The following is a 17,029-nucleotide window of genomic DNA, read 5'->3' on the forward strand; positions in this document are numbered from 1 at the left end:
GAAGGACGTGAAAGTACTGCTGGCCAGCCAGGCCATTGCCGGGCACTTCAATCCCATGACGGGCATTGCCATGCGCCTGCGGGACGCCGGGCATGACGTCGCCTTTTATACGGGCTCCGTCTATGCACGGAAACTGGCCGAACTCGGCGTCCGCCACTTCCCCTTCGACCGGGCGATCGAACACACCGCGGACAACCTCAACGAGCTGTATCCGCAGCGTGCCAAGCTCAAGGGTCCGCTGGCGATCCGCTTCGACGGCGAACGCATCTTTGCCAGCAACGTCACCAACTTTTTTGACGACGTACGCGACATCCACGCCGCTTTTCCCTTCGACGTCGTGGTCATGGACAGCTCCATGTTCATCCAGCGCCTGGTCTCCGCCCTCATCCGCAAGCCGGTGGTCAGCTTCGTGCCCATCGGCAACATGGAAAGCGACCCGTGGGTGCCGCCGATGTTCTTCGGCTTCCTGCCCGCACGCACCCCGGTGCACAAGCTGCTGCAGGCCGGCGCCCGGCTTGTGTCCCGGCTCGTGGTGACCAAGCCCGCCCGGGACAGCTACGTCAGGCAGCTCGCGCACTTCGGCCTGCACACCCCCGGGGGGCCCATCACCGATGAACCCTACCGCTGGTCCGACGCCGTCATCCAAACCGGCACCGCCTCCCTTGACTATCCGCGCAGCAGGACCAATCCCAAGGTCAAGTACGTGGGCGCCCTGCTGCCCTACCGGCAAGCGGCGGGGGAGACCGGAACCGGGCGGCCGGGCCGCTACGCCCGCACGGTGGTGGTCACCCAGGGGACGGTGGATAACAAGGATCCCAACAAGCTCATCATCCCGACCCTCGAGGCGCTCAAGGACCGGGACATGCTGGTGGTGGTCGCCACGGGCGGGGCCGGCACGGCCGATCTGCGGGCGCGGTATCCTGGGCCCAACGTGGTCGTGGCGGACTTCGTCGACTTTGAGGCGGTCTTCCCATCCACGGACGTCTTCGTCACCAACGGCGGTTTTGGCGGCGTGCTGCTCAGCCTCGCCCACGGCGTTCCCGTCGTGTCGGCGGGCATCAATGAAGGCAAGAACGACGTCAATGCGCGGGTTGAATATGCCGGCGTCGGCATTAATCTTCGGACGGAGACACCGGCCGCGGCCGCCGTCGCGCAGGCCGTGGACACCATCCTGGCCGACCCCGGCTGGCGCGCGCGGGCCGAGGGCGTCCGCCGCCAATTTGAGGCGGTGGACGGTTGCGCGGCCGCCGTGGACGTCATCGAAGAGGCCGTCCGGGCCGCCGCGGGGCCCAATGTGAGGTGAATAACCGCGTCATGCTGTGGTGCAATGACAAAATATGTGCTTTAGCACCAAGACGGTAATGTGTAAACGCGGGGATCCCGAACCCCCATGATCACTACTTCGACGTAGAAGGACACAAACCCGTGGACCTGTTTGAATACCAGGCGCGTGACATGTTTGAGGCTCACGGCGTTCCCGTGTTGGCCGGCATCGTGGCGCACACCCCTGAAGAAGCAAAGGCAGCAGCCCAGAAGATTGGCGGCGTCACCGTCGTCAAGGCCCAGGTGAAGGTCGGCGGCCGCGGCAAGGCCGGCGGCGTCAAGGTAGCCAAGACCGCCGATGAGGCATTTGAGCACGCCACCGCCATCCTCGGCATGGACATCAAGGGCCACACCGTCAACACGGTCATGATCGCCCAGGGTGCCGACATCGCCGAGGAGTTCTACTTCTCCGTCCTGCTGGATCGCGCCAACCGCAACTACCTGGCCATGTGCTCGGTGGAAGGCGGCATGGAGATCGAAGAGCTGGCCGTGGAGCGCCCCGAGGCACTGGCCAAGGTCGCTGTTGACCCGGCCGTGGGCATCGATGCGGCCAAGGCCGATGAGATCGTCGCCGCCGCGGGCTTCCCCGCGGAACTGCGCGCCAAGGTGGCCGCGGCCATCATCAAGCTGTGGGACGTTTTCGTGAAGGAAGACGCCACCCTCGTTGAGGTCAACCCGCTGGTGCGCACCGGCGCCGGTGACATCGTCGCCCTGGACGGCAAGGTCAGCCTCGACGAAAACGCCGACTTCCGCCACCCGCACCACGAAGAACTCGAGGACGCCGCGGCGGCCAACCCGCTGGAGGCCAAGGCCAAGGCGAACGGCCTGAACTACGTCAAGCTCGACGGCGAAGTTGGCGTCATCGGCAACGGCGCCGGACTCGTCATGTCCACCCTGGACGTGGTGGCGTACGCCGGCGAGAGGCACGGCGGCGTCAAGCCCGCCAACTTCCTGGACATCGGCGGCGGAGCCTCCGCCGAGGTCATGGCCAACGGCCTGGACGTCATCCTCAACGACCCGCAGGTCAAGAGCGTATTCGTGAACGTCTTTGGCGGCATCACCGCCTGTGACGCCGTTGCCAAGGGCATTGTGGGTGCGCTGGCCGAGCTCGGTTCCGCCGCGAACAAGCCGCTCGTGGTCCGCCTCGACGGCAACAACGTTGAAGAAGGCCGCCGCATCCTCAACGAGGCCAACCACCCGCTGGTCACCCTGGCCGCCACGATGGACGAGGGCGCCGACAAGGCCGCCGAGCTCGCCAACGCGGCCCGCTGACCTCGCCGCACGAGATCTAAGGAAAAATACATGTCTATCTTCTTGAACAAAGACTCCAAGGTCATCGTCCAGGGCATCACCGGCGGCGAAGGCACCAAGCACACCGCCCTGATGCTCAAGGCCGGCACCCAGGTTGTGGGCGGCGTCAACGCACGCAAGGCCGGCACCACCGTCAAGCACGGCGCGGTTGAGCTGCCCGTGTACGGCACGGTCAAGGAAGCGGTCGCCGAGACCGGCGCCGATGTCTCGATCGTGTTCGTGCCCCCGGCGTTCACCAAGGACGCCGTGGTCGAGGCCATTGAGGCCGAGGTCCCGCTGGTTGTTGTCATCACCGAAGGCGTGCCCGTCCAGGACTCGGCCGAGTTCTGGGCCCTGGCCAAGTCCCGGGTTGACGCTTCCGGCAAGCAGGTGACCCGCATCATCGGCCCGAACTGCCCCGGCATCATCACCCCCGGTGAGGCGCTGGTTGGCATCACGCCGAACAACATCACCGGCAAGGGGCCGATCGGCCTGGTCTCCAAGTCCGGCACCCTGACCTACCAGATGATGTACGAACTGCGCGACCTGGGCTTCTCCTCCGCCATCGGCATCGGCGGGGACCCGGTCATCGGCACCACGCACATCGACGCCCTGGCCGCGTTCGAGGCCGACCCCGAGACCAAGGCCATCGTCATGATCGGTGAAATCGGCGGCGACGCCGAGGAGCGCGCGGCCGAGTACATCAAGGCCCACGTCACCAAGCCGGTCGTCGGCTACGTGGCCGGCTTCACGGCACCCGAGGGCAAGACCATGGGCCACGCCGGCGCCATCGTCTCCGGCTCCGCGGGCACGGCGCAGGCCAAGAAGGAAGCCCTCGAGGCGGCCGGCGTCAAGGTCGGCAAGACGCCGTCCGAGACCGCCAGCCTGCTGCGCGAAGTTTACGCAGCCCTGTAATTCTCACCGCCGGGCGCGGCAACCGCACATTATTCGTGTGGTTGCCGCGCTCTTGCGTTTAACGCCCGGGGCGCCTGGACCCAAGGGTGGATTTCAAGCGTAGTTTCGCAAGGTCTCCCGAAGAGTCTCCGCAAAGTTGTAGATCTCTTCAAGGGTCTCGATGGGATGACGAGTCTCATTCTTCTCGGCATCAAAGAGCCCAAGGTATTTTTGGGTTCGATTGAAGTGGAGGCGGGCCAGCGGCTTTCGGTTGTTGTCGTCGAGAATTATGGCGAAATAGGACTTCGCGTCGCGCGGCACGACACGGGATGCCTTGACGTCCTTGCAGAGGATTGCCCGCACAATTTGAAAGCCCTGGGTTTCTTCGAAGGTGGTGACTATCCCATCTTCGCTATCAAGATGATCCTCGACGGCCTTTTCGCTGGTTACCGATGGTGCGGCGGTGGGCTGGAGCACCTGAACGTCGGTTGACTGGCCAAGCGCGGTTTTCAACCGGTCATTCACTTGGTCCGTCAAGAACTGTCGTGACGCTTTGGCGGTCAGCCCGCGGAACTGCTCCCGAACTTTTTGCGTGAATGCCCCCTCATAGACCTTGGCGGTCAAGAATTTTACCCAGTCGTCCTCGGGATTTCGGAAAAGCGCGCCAATGGCTCTCTTCAACTGGCCCACATATTTCAGCTCCTCTGCGGCACTGATCACAGAATCGAGGTCAAAGTCGGCCTTGGTCAGCTTTTGCAGTTCCGGAATCAGCGTCTCGTCAACGTCGTTGAGATCCAGGACCAGGTAGGGCTTGGCGTCCATGCGGTTGGGCGCGTCCAGATCTGTGTAGAACTGGTACACCTCCCCGTTTGTCAGAACCGCAATGCGTGCATTCGTTGCCGCAAAGTAACGGAAAAGTTGGGACGCATGCTCGATCTTGAGCTCGCCAATTGATCTCTTGCATTCGATCAAGATTTGGATGACGCCATCTCGCATGATGGCATAATCAATTTTCTCGCCGCGCTTGATGCCAACGTCTGCGGTGAACTCGGGAACCACTTCCAGGGGATTGAATACGTCGTAACCAAGAACCGCCGAAATAAACGGCATAATGAACGCATTCTTCGTTGCTTCCTCGGTTTCAATCACACTTTTTTGCGACTGAACCTTGGAAGAAAGAGCGGCCAGTTTCTCTACAAATTCCATTGATCCATCCAAAGTCTTGACGGTAGTTCTGTGAATGTACCATTCGCTGGCCCGAAATCCGGGGCAGTCGCGCCGATTGCGGCCTTGGCGCCCCTACTCCGGGGCGACCATCGGCAGCCCCTCGGCTTCCCAGTTGCTCATGCCGCCCACCAGCGTGTCGGCGTCAAAGCCGAGCTCCGTGAGCGCGGCGGCCACCCGGCCGCTGCGCCCGCCGCCATGGCAGACGGCGATGACGCGGCGGGACTTGTCCAGTTCGCCGACGCGTTGGAGCACGGAGCCGGCAGGCAGGTGCACGGCGTCCTCGATCATGCCGGTGAGAATCTCGTCGGCCTCGCGCACGTCAATGATCTGCACGTCCGGATCGGCGGCTAAAACGTCGGCGGTGGTGATTTCCTTCATGGGGGCTCCTTGGTGGGGTCGGCGTGTCCGCAAGGACCGCCGTCGTACTGAAAAACTGTCGGTTCCACCGTACCGGCATTCGCCCCCGCCCGATCGCTGCCGGACCGGCAGCCCAGCACGAAGTAACCCGCAATAGATGTCGAGAATCCGCGAAAAATCGCGGATTCTCGACATCTATTGCGGGTCAGATGCCACGGGGAATGCGGCTAGCCGCCGAGGCGGGTGGTGATCAGCCGGGCCGTTTGGGCGCAGGCCTCGCCGAGGGTCTGCAGCCGCTCCGGGGAGACCCGGAAGCGGGGGGCGGGGATGAGCACGGCGGCCACCAGGTTGCCGCGGTGGTCGTAGACGGGGGAGGCGACACCCACCTCGTCGAGCGAGGATTCCCCGTAGTTGGTGGCGTAGCCGCGCTTGGCGATGTCGGCCAGGCGCAGCAGATAGGCCTCCAGGCCGGCCTCATCGACGCCCGCGTAGGAGATGGTGCCGTTGAGGAGCAGCGTGCGCACGCGCTCCTCGGGCTCCAGGGAGAGGAAGATCTGTACCGAGGCGCTCATGGCGTCGTGGTAGCGGGCCCCCAGCGGCGTGGTGTGCTTGACCTGCTGCGGGCTGGCGATTTGCTCCACGCACATGGATTCGCGCCCGTTCCACACCATCAGCGCGCTGGTCTCATGGGTCAGCTCGGTCAGGGAGCGCAGCAGGGGATAGGCCACGCGCCGTTCCTCGAGTTCGGCCAGCAGCGGCCCGGCCACCGCGATGAGCCCCAGTCCCAATTTGTACCGGCGGGAGTCCGGGTCCCGCTCCACGAGTTCCTCCTGCTCCAGGGTGGCCAGGATGCGGGAGGCCGTGCTCTTGTGCATGCCGACACGGTGGGCGATGTCGGTGACGCCCAGCAACGGCTCCTCAACCGTGAAGCAGCGCAGCACCGCGATCGCATTGACGATCACCGAGGTGCCGCGCGAATCGGAGCTGCCGTTGCTGCTGCCGGCGTCGGCCTGGGGTGCTGGAGTCATCACGGTCACCATCTTTCCGTATTTAACGGCCTTCGCGGCGCCACTGGGGTTCGTGGCGCCGCGGATCCGTGGGAATGTTGCGCGGGCCGGGCGGCCCGCACAGGGTTTTTAACTAGACGCCGATGATGTTGTGCTCGGGGCCGAAGGGGAACTTGGTGATGTTCTCCGCGCCGTCCTCGCCCACCACCAGGATGTCGTGCTCGCGGTAGCCGCCGGCGCCCGGCTGGCCGTCCAGCACGGTGATCATCGGTTCCATGGAGACCACCATGCCCGGTTCGAGCACCGTGTCGATGTCCTCGCGCAGTTCCAGCCCGGCCTCGCGGCCGTAGTAGTGGCTGAGCACGCCGAAGGAGTGGCCGTAGCCGAACGTGCGGTTGGCCAGCAGGCCGCGGTCCACGTAGATCTCGTTGAGCTCGGCGGCGATGTCCTTGCAGACGGCGCCGGGCTTGATCAGCTCCAGGCCGCGGCGGTGGACCTCGACGTTGACGTTCCACAGCTCCAGGGAGCGGGCGTCGGGCTCGCCCAGGAACAGGGTCCGTTCCAGGGCCGTGTAGTAGCCGCTGGTCATCGGGAAGCAGTTCAGCGACAGGATGTCGTGCTCCTGGAGCTTGCGCGTGGTGGCCCAGTTGTGCGCGCCGTCGGTGTTGATGCCGGACTGGAACCACACCCAGGTGTCGCGGATTTCCGAGTTCGGGAACGTGCGGGCGATCTCGTGCACCATCGCCTCGGTGCCGATCAGGGCAACCTCGTATTCGGTGATGCCGGGCCGGATGGCGTTGCGGATGGCCTCCCCGCCCAGGTCGCCGATGCGGGCGCCGTGCTTGATGACGGCGATTTCCTCCGCGGACTTGATCATGCGCTGGCGCATGGCCGCCTGGGCGACGTCCAGGAGGGCGGCGTCGGGGAAGGCGGCCTGGATCTTGTTGCGGTTATCCAGCGGCAGCGAGTCATCCTCGACGCCCAGGCGGCGGACGTTCACGCCGCGGGTGCGCAGCGCCTCCTGGATGGCGAAGATGTAGTTGTCCCGGCGCCAGTCGGTGTAGACGACGTTGTCGCCGTAGCTGCGGCGCCACGGCATGCCGGCGTCGATGTTGGCGGTGACGGTGACGGTGTCATCGGCGGTGACCACCATGGCGTAGGAGCGGCCAAAGTAGGTGAACAGGAAGTCGGAGTAGTACTTGATCGAGTGGTAGCTGGTCAGGACGACGGCGTCGAGCTCCTTGGCTGCCATGATCTCCCGCAGGCCGGCGATGCGGCGCTCCAGCTCGGCGTCCGAGAAGGTCAGCTCGACCTTCTCGCCGTTGTGCAGCACCTTCAGGCGCTCCAGCTCGGCGACGTTCGTGGCGTTCTCAGGCAAGGTGGTGCTCATGGTTTCTCCTTAGAAGAGGATTTCTGTGTAGTGGTGTGAAGGGGAAGTGTGGGCGGATGAATCCGGTCAGTGTTGCAGCGGCGCCTTGGAGGTTTCCCGGGCGCACATCACGGCGACCAGGGAGATGGCGGCCGCGGCCACCAGGTACCAGCCCGGGGCCAGCTTGGAACCGGAGGAGGCGATCAGCAGCGTGGCCATGAAGGGGGCGGTGCCGCCGAAGAGGGCATTGGAGAGGTTGAAGCTCACCGCGAACCCGCTGTAGCGGACCCGGGTGGGGAACAGTTCCGCCAAGAAGCTGGGCAGCGTGCCGTCGTTGAGGGTCAGCATGGCGCCCAGCAGGATCTGCACCAGCAGGATCAGGGCGAAGTTGCCGGTGTCCAGCAGCATGAAGGCCGGGACCGTGAGGAAGATGAACAGCACCGACGCGCTCATCAGCACCTTCTTGCGGCCGAACCGGTCCGAGGCCATGCCGGTGAGGAAGATGAAGCCGATATACGTCAACAGGGCGATGGTGGTGGCCAGGAAGGACTCCGTGGCGCCAAAGCCGAGCTCCTCGCTGAGGTAGGTGGGCATGTAGCTGAGGATCACGTAGAAGCCGACGGCGTTGAGCAGCACCGCCCCGACGGCCAGCAGCAGTGACCGCCAGTGGTCGCGGAACAGGGCCGCCACCGGGGCCTTGACGGCCTCGTCCTCCGCGGCGAGGGCGCGGAAGGCCGGGGTGTCCTCGAGCTTGGTGCGAATGTAGCGCCCGATCAGGCCCATGGGTGCGGCGAGCAGGAACGGCAGGCGCCAGCCCCAGTCGTGCATCTGCTCCGGGGTGAGGGTAAGGGAGAGGAGCGCGGCAATCAGGGAGCCGAGCAGCAACCCGGCGGCCGTGCTGGCCGGCACCACGGCGGCGTAGAGGCCGCGCTTGCCGGCCGGGGCGTACTCGACCAGGAACGCGGACGCCCCGGCGTATTCGCCCGCCGCGGAGAAGCCCTGCACGACGCGCACCATCAGCAGCAGGATCGGCGCCCAGATGCCGATCGTGTTGTAGCCGGGAATGAGGGCGATGGCGAACGTCGCCCCGGACATGATCAGGATGGACAGCGACAGTGCGTTCTTGCGCCCCACCCGGTCCCCGATCTGCCCCCAGATGAACCCGCCGAGCGGGCGGACAAAGAAGGAGATGGCAAAGACGCCAAAAGTCAGCAGCAGGCCCGTCTGCTTGTCCGCCGTCGGGAAGAAGGCACCGGCGATCGTGGCGGCCAGGTAGCCGTAGACGGCGTAGTCGAACCATTCGACGAAGTTGCCGATGAAGCTGGCCACCACCACGCGCTTGCGGGTGCCCTTGTCAACGCTGTCCCCCAGATCCGGGCGGGCCGGCCCGTTCACGCTCGCCGGCCCGGACGCGGCCGGCAACGTTGCCGTCCGTCCGGCGTTCGAGTTTTTTTGATTTGTCATGAGATCCACCAAAACGATAGGGGTTGCGTTCAACGCAACACTGTTGCACCAGATTATGTGTGACTGCTGTCACCGTCAAGGGCTTTTGGGTGGAAATTTGAAAGATTCTTTGACGACATTAGTTGGAGAAGATTGTTTTCCGTCATCTATTGACCTGCGTCACATCGACCCCTACAGTTGCATTCAACGCAACTCGGTTGCATTGAGAGTGACTTACAGAAGGAAAGATGATGACGTCCACACTTGAGGACTCCCTGGCGGGCATCGACGCCGAAGTCGATGCGGCCATCACGGCCGAATTGCTGCGCCAGCAGACAACGCTGGAAATGATTGCATCGGAGAACTTCGCCCCGACGGCCGTCATGTCGGCCCAGGGCTCCGTGCTGACCAACAAGTACGCGGAGGGCTACCCGGGCAAGCGCTACTACGGCGGGTGCGAGCACGTTGACGTGATCGAGCAGCTGGCCATCGACCGCGTCAAGGCGCTCTTTGGTGCCGAGGCGGCAAATGTGCAGCCGCACTCCGGTGCGCAGGCCAACGCCGCCGCCATGTTTGCCCTGCTGGATCCGGGCGACACCATTCTGGGCCTGGACCTGGCCCACGGCGGCCACCTCACCCACGGGATGCGCATTAACTTCTCCGGCAAGCTCTACCACGTGGTCCCGTACCACGTGCGCGAATCCGACATGCGCGTGGACATGGCCGAGGTGGAGGCGCTCACGCTCGAACACCGGCCCAAGCTCATCGTGGCCGGTTGGTCCGCCTATACCCGCCAGCTGGACTTCGCCGAGTTCCGCCGCATCGCGGATCTGGTGGGCGCCTACCTCATGGTGGACATGGCCCACTTTGCCGGCCTGGTCGCCGCCGGACTGCACCCGAACCCGGTGCCGTACGCCGACGTCGTGACCACCACCACGCACAAGACCCTGGGCGGGCCGCGCGGGGGCGTCATCCTCAGCCGCGAATCGCTGGCCCGCAAGATCAACAGCGCCGTCTTCCCCGGCCAGCAGGGCGGCCCGCTCGAACACGTCATCGCCGCCAAGGCCGTCTCCTTCAAGATCGCCGCCACCGCCGAGTTCAAGGATCGCCAGCAGCGCACCCTGGAGGGCGCGGCGATCCTGGCCGACCGCCTGCTCGCCGCGGACGTCGCCGAATACGGGATCTCCGTGGTGGGCGGCGGCACGGACGTGCACCTGGTCCTGGTGGACCTGCGCAACTCCGAGCTGGACGGCCAGCAGGGCGAGGACCGGCTGCACCGCATCGGCATCACGGTGAACCGCAACGCCGTGCCGTTCGACCCGCGCCCGCCCATGGTCTCCTCCGGGCTGCGCATCGGCACCCCGGCCCTGGCCACCCGCGGCTTTGGCCGTGCCGAGTTCACCGAGGTCGCCGACATCATCGCCGAGGCGATCAAGGGCGAGCTCAGCGAGTCCTCCGCCGTCCTGCTGCGCGACCGGGTCCGCGTCCTGGCCGAGAAATTCCCGCTGTACCCCCATCTCTCAGAAGAGTCCACCACGAACGGAGCGACCCAGTGAGCACCGAACACCTTCCGGAACACCCCGAATTCCTGTGGCGCAACCCGGACCCCAAAAAGTCCTACGACGCCGTGATCGTCGGCGGTGGCGGGCACGGCCTGGCCACCGCCTACTTCCTGGCCAAGAACCACGGGATGACGAACATCGCCATCCTGGAAAAGGGCTGGCTGGCCGGCGGCAACATGGCCCGCAACACCACCATCATTCGCTCCAACTACCTCTGGGATGAGAGCGCGGCGATTTATGAGCACGCGCTCAAGCTGTGGGAGATCCTGCCCGAGGAGCTCGAATACGACTTCCTGTTCAGCCAGCGCGGGGTCATGAACCTCGCCCACACCCTCGGCGACGTGCGCGAAAGCGTCCGCCGCGTCGGCGCCAACCAGCTCAACGGCGTCGACGCCGAATGGCTGGACCCCAAGCAGGTCAAGGAACTGTGCCCCATCCTGAACATCAGCGACAACATCCGCTACCCGGTCATGGGCGCCACCTACCAGCCGCGGGCCGGCATCGCCAAGCATGACCACGTGGCGTGGGCGTTCGCCCGCAAGTGCGACGAGCTCGGGGTGGACATCATCCAAAACTGCGAGGTCACCGGCTTCATCAAGGACGGCAACAGGGTCACCGGCGTGCAGACCAGCCGCGGCACCATCGCCACGGAAAAGGTGGGCCTGTGCGCGGCCGGACACAGCTCGGTGCTGGCCGAGATGGCCGGCTTCCAGCTGCCCATCCAATCGCACCCGCTGCAGGCGCTCGTCTCCGAGCTCCACGAGCCGGTCCACCCCACCGTCGTCATGTCCAACCACGTCCACGTCTACGTCTCCCAGGCCCACAAGGGCGAACTGGTGATGGGCGCCGGCGTCGACTCCTACAACGGCTACGGCCAGCGGGGCTCGTTCCACGTGATCGAGGAGCAGATGGCCGCGGCCGTGGAACTCTTCCCCATTTTTGCCCGCGCCCACGTGCTGCGCACTTGGGGCGGGATCGTGGACACCACCATGGACGCCTCGCCCATCGTGGGGACCACGCCGGTGGAGAACATGTTCGTGAACTGCGGCTGGGGCACCGGCGGCTTCAAGGGCACCCCCGCGGCCGGGCTCACGTTTGCCCACACGATCGCCACCGGCTCCCCGCACGCGCTGAACAAGCCGTTTTCGCTGGAGCGATTTGAAACCGGCGCCCTCATCGACGAGCATGGCGCCGCCGCCGTGGCCCACTAAGTACCGGCCCTTCGAGACTCAAAGGAACACGCAATGTTGTTGTTTTCATGCCCCAACTGCGGGCCGCGGAACGAGACCGAATTTCACTACGGGGGACAGGCCCACGTCCCCTACCCCGAACACCCCGAGGAACTCTCCGATCGGCAATGGGCGGAGTACCTCTTCTACCGCCAGAACACCAAGGGAGTGTTTGCCGAACGGTGGGTGCACACGGCCGGCTGCCGGCAGTGGTTCAACATGCTCCGCGACACCGTGAGCTATGACATCAAGGCCGTCTACCGGATGGGTGAGCGCCCGCCCGCGGCGTTCGAGCAGCCCCGCACGTTCACCACCACCCGAGCGCCGGAAAACACGGCGCCGGAAAACACGGCACCCGAAAACGCAGCACCGGAAGGAGCAAAGCCATGACCCCGCAGACCAGCCAAGAGAGCAGTCAGCACAACAGACTCGCCAGCGGCGGCCGGATCGACCGGCGCACCACCCTCAACTTCACCGTCGACGGCGTCGGCTACGCCGGCCACCCGGGGGACACCCTGGCCTCCGCCCTCCTGGCCTCCGGCCGCGTGGCCGCCGGAAACTCGCTGTACGCGGACCGGCCCCGCGGCATCATGGCCGCCGGCGTGGAGGAATCCAACGCCCTGGTCAAGGTGGCGGGGCGCGTTGCGGGCCACGCGGCCGAATCGATGCTGCCGGCCACCGCCGTCGCCCTCGTGGACGGGCTCGAGGCCGAATTCCTCTCCGGCCTGGGCAGGCTTGACCCCAGCGACGATGAAGCCGTGTACGACAAGAAGTACGTCCACGCCGACGTCCTGGTCGTCGGCGGCGGACCCGCCGGGCTCGCCGCCGCCCGCTCGGCCGCCGGCACCGGCGCCCGGGTCATCCTCATCGACGACCAGCCCGAGCTCGGCGGCACGCTGCTCTCCGGCCGCGACGAGCTGATCAACGGCGAGCCGGCCCTGGACTGGGTGGCCGGCATCCGGGCCGAACTGGCCGCGGCTCCCGAATGCACCGTGCTGCACCGGACCACCGTGTTCGGCTCCTACGACAGCAACTTCCTGATCGCCGTGCAGAACCGCACCGACCACCTGGCGGCGGCACCCGGCGACGGCGTCTCCCGCCAGCGGATCTGGCACATCCGGGCTCGGCAGGTGGTCCTGGCCACCGGCGCCCACGAACGCCCGATCGTCTTTGAAAACAACGACCGCCCCGGCATCATGCTCGCCTCCGCCGTGCGCACCTACCTGAACCGGTACGCCGTCGCGGCAGGGTCGAAGGTGGTCATCGGCACCACGAACGACAGCGCCTACCAGCTCGCCGCGGACCTGCTGGCCGCCGGCGTGGAGGTGGCCGCCGTCGTGGACGCCCGCCCGGAGCTCTCAGCCATCGCCGCCGGCCACCGGGGCGTGCGCGTCATCACCGGCAGCGCCGTCGTCAACACCGCCGGCGACGACCGGCTGGCCCGGGTCATGGTCGCCGCCATCGACGCCGACGGCTCGCCCGTCGGGGACATCGAGGAGATTGACGCGGACCTGCTCGCCGTCTCCGGCGGCTGGAGCCCGGTGGTGCACCTGCACAGCCAGGCCCAGGGCAAGGTGCGCTGGGATGAGCAGCTGGCCGGCTTTGTGCCCTCCACCGTGGTCCGCAACCAGCAGGTGGTGGGCGCCGGCCGCGGCAGCTACGCCCTCACCGACTGCGTGGCCGAGGGCGCCTCGGCGGGCTCGGTGGCCGCGGTCAACGCCGGTTTCGCCACGGCCGACGCCGTCGCTGCCGCCACCGCCGCCGCGTCCCGCCCCGCCCGCCCGGCGCAGCCCACCGGGCCCACCCGCGCCCTGTGGCTGGTCGGCGGGACGGAGGGAACGGCGTCGGACTGGCGCCACCATTTCGTGGACTTCCAGCGCGACCAAAGCGTGGCCGACGTCTGGCGCTCCACCGGGGCCGGGCTGCGCAGCGTCGAGCACGTCAAGCGTTACACCTCCATCAGCACGGCCAACGACCAGGGCAAGACCTCCGGGGTGAACGCGATCGGCGTCATTGCCGCCGCGTTCCGCCAGCAGGGCTCCGTGGTGGATTCGGACATTGGGGAGATCGGCACCACCACCTACCGCGCCCCGTTCACGCCGGTGTCCTTTGCGGCCCTGGCCGGACGCGAGCGCGGGGACCTCTTCGACGCCGCCCGCCGTACCTCCATCCACCCGTGGCACGTTGAGCGGGGGGCGCTGTTCGAGGACGTCGGCCAGTGGAAGCGGCCGTGGTACTACCCGCAGCCGGGCGAGGACATGGACGCGGCCGTGCTGCGCGAATGCGCCGCCGTGCGCGAGTCCGTGGGCTACATGGACGCCACCACGCTGGGCAAGATCGAGATCCGCGGCAAGGATGCCGGGGAGTTCCTGAACCGGGTCTACACCAACGCGTTCAAGAAGCTCGCCCCCGGCTCGGCCCGGTACGGGGTCATGTGCACCCCGGACGGGATGATCTTCGACGACGGCGTGACCCTGCGCCTGGACGACGACCGCTACTTCATGACCACCACCACCGGCGGGGCCGCCAAGGTGCTGGACTGGCTGGAGGAATGGCTGCAGACCGAATGGCCCGAGCTGGACGTCAGCTGCACCTCGGTGACCGAACAGTGGACCACCATCGCCGTCGTCGGGCCCAAGTCCCGCGCGGTGCTGGCCAAGCTGGCACCGGAGCTGGACCTCTCGGCCGAGGCGTTCAAGTTCATGACGTTCCAGGAGACGGTGCTGGCCTCCGGTGTGGCCGCCCGCGTCTGCCGCATCTCCTTCTCCGGTGAACTTGCCTACGAGATCAACGTCCCGGCCTGGTACGGGCTGCGCACCTGGGAGGACGTGACGGAGGCGGGGGCCGAATTCAACATCACCCCCTACGGCACCGAGACCATGCACGTGCTGCGCGCCGAAAAGGGCTACCCGATCGTCGGCCAGGACACGGACGGCACGGTCACCCCGCAGGACGCCGGGATGGACTGGGTGGTCTCCAAGGTCAAGGACTTCATCGGCAAGCGCTCCTACCAGCGCGCCGACGCGAGCCGGGAGGACCGCAAGCACCTGGTCAGCGTGCTGCCGGTGGACGGGTCCATCCGGCTGCCGGAGGGCACCCAACTGGTGGAGACCGGCATCGCCGTGAACCCCGCCTACGGGCCGGTCCCCATGCAGGGCTTCGTCACCTCCAGTTACCACAGCGCGGCCCTGGGCCGGTCCTTCGGGCTGGCCCTGATCAAGAACGGCCGCAACCGGATCGGCGAGCGCCTCGTGGCGGCCGTCGGGCCGGACCTGGTGGACGTCGTCGTAGGAGAAACAGTACTTTTTGATGCCGAAGGGAAGCGCCGAGATGGTTAATGCAACAGATAACACGGGTGTGCGGGCACTGCGCCGCAGCCCCGCCGAGCACCTCTGGACCGACTTCGCCGTCGGCTCGGTGGCCGGGGAGCGCGGCGTCGGGCTGCGCGAGGTCCCGTTCCAGACCATGGTGGGCCTGCGCGTGGATCCGTTGTCGGACGTCGGCCGGCGGATCGCCGCCGTCACGGGCGGCTTGCCGGCCACGTGCGGGGCGGTCAGCCCGGGTCCGGCCGGGGCGGCCACCGTGTGGCTGGGGCCGGATGAATTCCTGGTCATCGCCCCGGAAGAGGGCGGCGCCGGCCTCGCGGCGGCACTGGTGGCGGCGCTGGGTGACGGCGCCGGGCAGGCCGTGGAGCTCTCCAGCAACCGCACCACCTTTGAGCTGTCCGGGCCCAGCGCCCGGGCCGTGTTGGAGAAGAGCTGCGCGGCGGACCTGCATCCGCGCTCCTTCGCCGCCGGCACGGCCATCACCACCGAGATCGGCAAGATCCCCACCATCCTGTGGCGCACCGGCCCGGAAACGTTCCGGCTCTTTCCGCGGGCGTCCTTTGCCGACTACCTGGGCCGCTGGCTCCTGGACGGCATGCGGGAATTCGCCACGGCAGAACTGCCGTCATGGCGCTAAGTGTCCTTGACCTGTTTTCCGTGGGCATCGGGCCCTCCTCCTCCCATACGGTGGGCCCGATGCGCGCGGCCAAGCGCTTTGCCGCCGGCCTGGCCGACGACGGCGCGCTGACGGCCACGGTCCGTGTCCAGGTGGAGCTCTTTGGCTCACTGGGCGCGACCGGCCGCGGCCACGGCTCCGACAAGGCCGTGGTGCTGGGGCTGCAGGGACAGGACCCCGAATCCGTGGACACCGCCACGGCGGAGGACCAGGTGGCGGCGGCCGCGCTGGACGCCCGCCTGCTGCTGGACGGCCGGCACGGCATTGACTTCAACTTCACCGAGGACGTGGTGCTGCACCGGCGCAAGTCGCTGCCCGCCCACCCCAACGGCATGACGTTCCGCGCCACCGACCATCACGGTGACGTGGTGCGCGAGCGCACCTATTATTCGGTGGGCGGCGGCTTCGTGGTGGACGAGGACGCCGTGGGCGCGGACCGGGTGATCGTCGATGACACGGTCCTGCCCTACCCGTTCACCACCGCCGACGAGCTGCTGGCCATCTGCGCCCGCGAGGACATGAGCATCTCCGAGGTCATGCTGGCCAACGAGCTTATTTGGCACAGCGAGGCGGAATTGCGGGCCAAGCTGCTCAATATATGGTCCGTCATGCAGGCGTGCGTGGCCAACGGCTGCGCCGCCGAGGGCATCCTGCCCGGCGGGCTGAGGGTGACGCGCCGGGCGCCGGGGCTCTTCCGCACCCTGCAGGCGCCCCAGGACGCCGCGGACCCGTTGCGGGCCATGGAGTGGGTCAATCTCTTCGCCCTGGCCGTCAATGAGGAAAACGCGGCCGGCGGGCGGATCGTCACCGCGCCCACCAACGGGGCGGCCGGCATCATCCCGGCGGTGCTGCACTACTACATGAAGTTCGTCCCCGGCGCCGACGACGACGGCGTCGTGCGGTTTCTGCTGACGGCCGCGGCGATCGGCATCCTCTTCAAGCTCAACGCCTCCATCTCCGGGGCGGAGGTGGGCTGCCAGGGTGAGGTGGGTTCGGCGTGCTCCATGGCCGCCGGCGCCCTGTGCGAGCTGCTCGGCGGCACGCCCGTCCAGGCCGAAAACGCCGCGGAAATCGGGATCGAGCATAACCTTGGACTGACCTGCGATCCCGTGGGCGGGCTGGTGCAGATTCCCTGCATCGAACGCAACGCGATCGCCAGCGTCAAGGCCATCAACGCCGCACGGCTGGCCCTGCACGGGGACGGCAGCCACAAGGTGTCATTGGACAAAGCAATCAAGACGATGCGAGAGACAGGTGCCGACATGATGACCAAGTACAAGGAGACCTCCCGCGGGGGCCTCGCCGTGAACGTGATCGAGTGCTGAG

General features: G+C 66.8%; 14 protein-coding genes. 9 read left to right on the forward strand and 5 right to left on the reverse strand.

Annotation, left to right across the window (positions count from 1 at the left end; genetic code table 11):
* Positions 1–7 precede the first annotated feature (7 nt).
* The 3 genes from AB4Y80_RS00770 to sucD all read left to right on the forward strand — a co-directional run bounded on the left by AB4Y80_RS00770 (position 8) and on the right by sucD (position 3,528).
* Positions 8–1,303 carry a glycosyltransferase gene (locus tag AB4Y80_RS00770; RefSeq protein WP_442211346.1) on the forward strand — a complete coding sequence of 432 codons (1,296 nt, stop codon included), beginning with the start codon at positions 8–10 and terminating at the stop codon, positions 1,301–1,303.
* A gap of 122 nt (positions 1,304–1,425) precedes the next feature.
* A complete protein-coding gene (gene sucC, locus AB4Y80_RS00775; protein ID WP_442211347.1) occupies positions 1,426–2,595 on the forward strand; it encodes an ADP-forming succinate--CoA ligase subunit beta in 1,170 nt (389 codons plus the stop codon).
* 30 nt (positions 2,596–2,625) lie between these two features.
* Positions 2,626–3,528, forward strand: a complete 903-nt coding sequence (gene sucD, locus AB4Y80_RS00780; protein ID WP_442211348.1) for a succinate--CoA ligase subunit alpha — start codon at positions 2,626–2,628, stop codon at positions 3,526–3,528.
* 93 nt (positions 3,529–3,621) lie between these two features.
* On the opposite strand, the gene AB4Y80_RS00785 is transcribed toward sucD, so the two are convergent.
* The 5 genes from AB4Y80_RS00785 to AB4Y80_RS00805 form a co-directional block, all read right to left on the reverse strand.
* The gene (locus AB4Y80_RS00785; protein ID WP_442211350.1) at positions 3,622–4,713 is read right to left on the reverse strand and encodes a type I restriction endonuclease; all 1,092 of its coding nucleotides are present in this window, start codon (positions 4,711–4,713) and stop codon (positions 3,622–3,624) included.
* A 93-nt stretch (positions 4,714–4,806) separates the two neighbouring features.
* Positions 4,807–5,112, reverse strand: coding sequence for a rhodanese-like domain-containing protein (locus AB4Y80_RS00790; RefSeq protein WP_442211351.1), 306 nt, complete (start codon positions 5,110–5,112; stop codon positions 4,807–4,809).
* Positions 5,113–5,318: 206 nt separating this feature from the next.
* Entirely contained in the window at positions 5,319–6,119 is an 801-nt protein-coding gene (locus tag AB4Y80_RS00795; RefSeq protein WP_442211352.1) for an IclR family transcriptional regulator, read from the reverse strand.
* A gap of 112 nt (positions 6,120–6,231) precedes the next feature.
* Complete coding sequence (locus tag AB4Y80_RS00800; protein WP_442211353.1) at positions 6,232–7,488, reverse strand: aminopeptidase P family protein; 1,257 nt, start codon at positions 7,486–7,488, stop codon at positions 6,232–6,234.
* Between the two features lie 66 nt (positions 7,489–7,554).
* A complete protein-coding gene (locus AB4Y80_RS00805; protein WP_442211354.1) occupies positions 7,555–8,931 on the reverse strand; it encodes an MFS transporter in 1,377 nt (458 codons plus the stop codon).
* 230 nt (positions 8,932–9,161) lie between these two features.
* Between AB4Y80_RS00805 and glyA the strand changes: the two genes are divergently transcribed.
* From glyA to AB4Y80_RS00835, 6 genes are read left to right on the forward strand one after another with little or no spacing between them, the layout of a single operon-like run.
* Positions 9,162–10,466: a serine hydroxymethyltransferase gene (glyA, locus tag AB4Y80_RS00810; protein WP_442211355.1), complete on the forward strand. Its 1,305-nt coding sequence runs from the start codon at positions 9,162–9,164 to the stop codon at positions 10,464–10,466.
* On the forward strand, positions 10,463–11,683 hold the full coding sequence (locus tag AB4Y80_RS00815; RefSeq protein WP_442211356.1) for a sarcosine oxidase subunit beta family protein: 1,221 nt from the start codon (positions 10,463–10,465) through the stop codon (positions 11,681–11,683). The genes glyA and AB4Y80_RS00815 overlap by 4 nt, the downstream gene beginning before the upstream one ends.
* Positions 11,684–11,716: 33 nt before the next feature.
* Positions 11,717–12,091: a sarcosine oxidase subunit delta gene (locus AB4Y80_RS00820; RefSeq protein ID WP_442211357.1), complete on the forward strand. Its 375-nt coding sequence runs from the start codon at positions 11,717–11,719 to the stop codon at positions 12,089–12,091.
* On the forward strand, positions 12,088–15,039 hold the full coding sequence (locus AB4Y80_RS00825; protein ID WP_442211359.1) for a 2Fe-2S iron-sulfur cluster-binding protein: 2,952 nt from the start codon (positions 12,088–12,090) through the stop codon (positions 15,037–15,039). Before AB4Y80_RS00820 ends, AB4Y80_RS00825 begins: the two co-directional genes overlap by 4 nt.
* On the forward strand, positions 15,032–15,664 hold the full coding sequence (locus tag AB4Y80_RS00830) for a sarcosine oxidase subunit gamma (protein ID WP_442211360.1): 633 nt from the start codon (positions 15,032–15,034) through the stop codon (positions 15,662–15,664). Before AB4Y80_RS00825 ends, AB4Y80_RS00830 begins: the two co-directional genes overlap by 8 nt.
* Positions 15,655–17,028: an L-serine ammonia-lyase gene (locus AB4Y80_RS00835; RefSeq protein ID WP_442211361.1), complete on the forward strand. Its 1,374-nt coding sequence runs from the start codon at positions 15,655–15,657 to the stop codon at positions 17,026–17,028. Before AB4Y80_RS00830 ends, AB4Y80_RS00835 begins: the two co-directional genes overlap by 10 nt.
* Position 17,029 lies beyond the last annotated feature (1 nt).

Origin of the sequence: Specibacter sp. RAF43 (assembly GCF_052114065.1) — a bacterium.
In the GTDB taxonomy this organism is placed as follows: domain Bacteria; phylum Actinomycetota; class Actinomycetes; order Actinomycetales; family Micrococcaceae; genus Specibacter.

Bases quoted from the DNA above. Each gene is read 5' to 3' on its own strand.
- AB4Y80_RS00790 (WP_442211351.1), bottom strand. From the start codon at position 5,112: ATGAAGGAAATCACCACCGCCGACGTTTTAGCCGCCGATCCGGACGTG.
- AB4Y80_RS00800 (WP_442211353.1), bottom strand. From the start codon at position 7,488: ATGAGCACCACCTTGCCTGAGAACGCCACGAACGTCGCCGAGCTGGAG.
- AB4Y80_RS00795 (WP_442211352.1), bottom strand. From the start codon at position 6,119: ATGACTCCAGCACCCCAGGCCGACGCCGGCAGCAGCAACGGCAGCTCC.
- AB4Y80_RS00825 (WP_442211359.1), top strand. From the start codon at position 12,088: ATGACCCCGCAGACCAGCCAAGAGAGCAGTCAGCACAACAGACTCGCC.
- AB4Y80_RS00785 (WP_442211350.1), bottom strand. From the start codon at position 4,713: ATGGAATTTGTAGAGAAACTGGCCGCTCTTTCTTCCAAGGTTCAGTCG.
- AB4Y80_RS00805 (WP_442211354.1), bottom strand. From the start codon at position 8,931: ATGACAAATCAAAAAAACTCGAACGCCGGACGGACGGCAACGTTGCCG.
- AB4Y80_RS00835 (WP_442211361.1), top strand. From the start codon at position 15,655: ATGGCGCTAAGTGTCCTTGACCTGTTTTCCGTGGGCATCGGGCCCTCC.
- glyA (WP_442211355.1), top strand. From the start codon at position 9,162: ATGACGTCCACACTTGAGGACTCCCTGGCGGGCATCGACGCCGAAGTC.
- AB4Y80_RS00820 (WP_442211357.1), top strand. From the start codon at position 11,717: ATGTTGTTGTTTTCATGCCCCAACTGCGGGCCGCGGAACGAGACCGAA.
- AB4Y80_RS00830 (WP_442211360.1), top strand. From the start codon at position 15,032: ATGGTTAATGCAACAGATAACACGGGTGTGCGGGCACTGCGCCGCAGC.
- sucD (WP_442211348.1), top strand. From the start codon at position 2,626: ATGTCTATCTTCTTGAACAAAGACTCCAAGGTCATCGTCCAGGGCATC.